This is a genomic window from Arthrobacter sp. 05L417 (assembly GCF_056397865.1).
This window is the reverse complement of record NZ_JBFTOG010000081.1, coordinates 1-1,618: the sequence shown is the minus strand read 5'-3', so window position 1 is coordinate 1,618 and position 1,618 is coordinate 1. Positions and strand designations below refer to the sequence as shown.

The 1,618-nt window shown below is 68.1% G+C and carries 1 protein-coding gene; it reads left to right on the top strand.

Annotated features, from left to right (window positions below):
* A partial coding sequence (locus AC1DJW_RS26350; protein ID WP_476902933.1) for an FAD-dependent monooxygenase occupies nucleotides 1–1,618 on the top strand: 1,618 nt, incomplete at both ends.

The window sequence follows — 1,618 nt, the reverse complement described above, 5'->3', positions numbered from 1 at the left end:
GTGGACCTTCCGGAGGAGGTCGACGTGCTCATCGTGGGCAGCGGGCCCGCCGGGATGCTTGCCGCCGCGCAGTTGTCGCAGTTCCCGGGTGTCACAACCCGGATTGTGGAGCGCCGCGCCGGGAGGCTCGCGATCGGCCAGGCCGACGGGATCCAGGCCCGGAGCGTGGAGACGTTCCAGGCTTTCGGTTTCGCCGAGCGGATCATTGCCGAGGCGTACCGGATCACCGAGATGGCGTTCTGGAAGCCGGACCCCGCGGATCCCTCGCGCATCATCCGGACCGCGCGGGCCCTTGACGATCCGACCGGGGACATCAGCGAATTCCCGCACCTGATCGTCAACCAGGCGCGCGTGCTGGACTACTTCGCCGAGTTCATGGCGAACTCCCCTGCCCGCATGGCCCCCGATTACGGATACGAGTTCCGCGGCCTCGAGGTCACGGGCGAGGGCGACTACCCCGTCACGGTCACGCTCCTCCACACGGCCGGACCGGACGAGGGCCGGGAGCGCGTTGTCCGGGCCAAGTACGTCGTCGGGGCGGATGGGGCGCGGAGCAAGGTGCGGGAGTCGATCGGCTGCACGCTCGCCGGCGACCAGGCCAACCACGCCTGGGGCGTCATGGACGTCCTTGCCGTCACGGACTTCCCCGACATCCGCACGAAGTGCGCGATCCAGTCCGGCACGGGCGGCAGCATCCTGTTGATCCCGCGCGAGGGCGGGCATCTTTTCCGCATGTACGTCGACCTCGGCGAGGTGGACCGGAACGACAACCGCTCCGTGCGCAACACCACCATYGAGGAGATCATCGCCAAGGCCAACGACATCCTCCGCCCCTACACGCTCGATGTGCGCGACGTCGCCTGGCACAGCGTGTACGAGGTGGGCCACCGCCTSACGGACAGGTTCGACGACGTCCTGCCGGAGGAGCGCGGCACCCGCACACCGCGCGTGTTCATCGCCGGCGACGCGTGCCACACGCACAGCGCCAAGGCCGGCCAGGGCATGAACGTCTCCATGCAGGACGGCTTCAACCTGGCCTGGAAGCTCGGACACGTGCTCGAAGGCCGCAGCCCGGAGAGCCTGTTGTCCACGTACTCGGCCGAGCGCCAGGTCGTTGCCAAGAACCTCATCGACTTCGACAAAGAGTGGTCCACGCTCATGGCGAAGAARCCCGAGGAGTTCGAGGAYCCCACMGAGCTGGAGAACTTCTACGTGAGCACCGCGGAGTTCCCTGCCGGCTTCATGACCCACTACGCCCCCTCRSCSCTTATCGCCGAGCCGATACACCAGGMCCTGGCCGCGGGMTTCATCATCGGCAAGCGTTTCAAGTCCGCGCCCGTGGTGCGCGTCTGCGATACCAACCCGGTCCAGCTCGGCCACCAGGCCAAGGCCGACGGACGGTGGCGCATCTACGTCTTCGCGGACGCRRSCGARGCCGGAACGGCACAAGAGGGGCTCTCGCCCGTCGCGGACTTTGCCGGGTGGATCGCGAACTCGCCGGACTCGCCGCTGGCCGCAACGCCGTCGGGCGCCGACCGGGACGCGTGGTTCGACGTGAAGGTGATCTACCAGCAGGAGCACACAGGCGTCGACATCGGCGCCGTGCCGGCGGCATTCA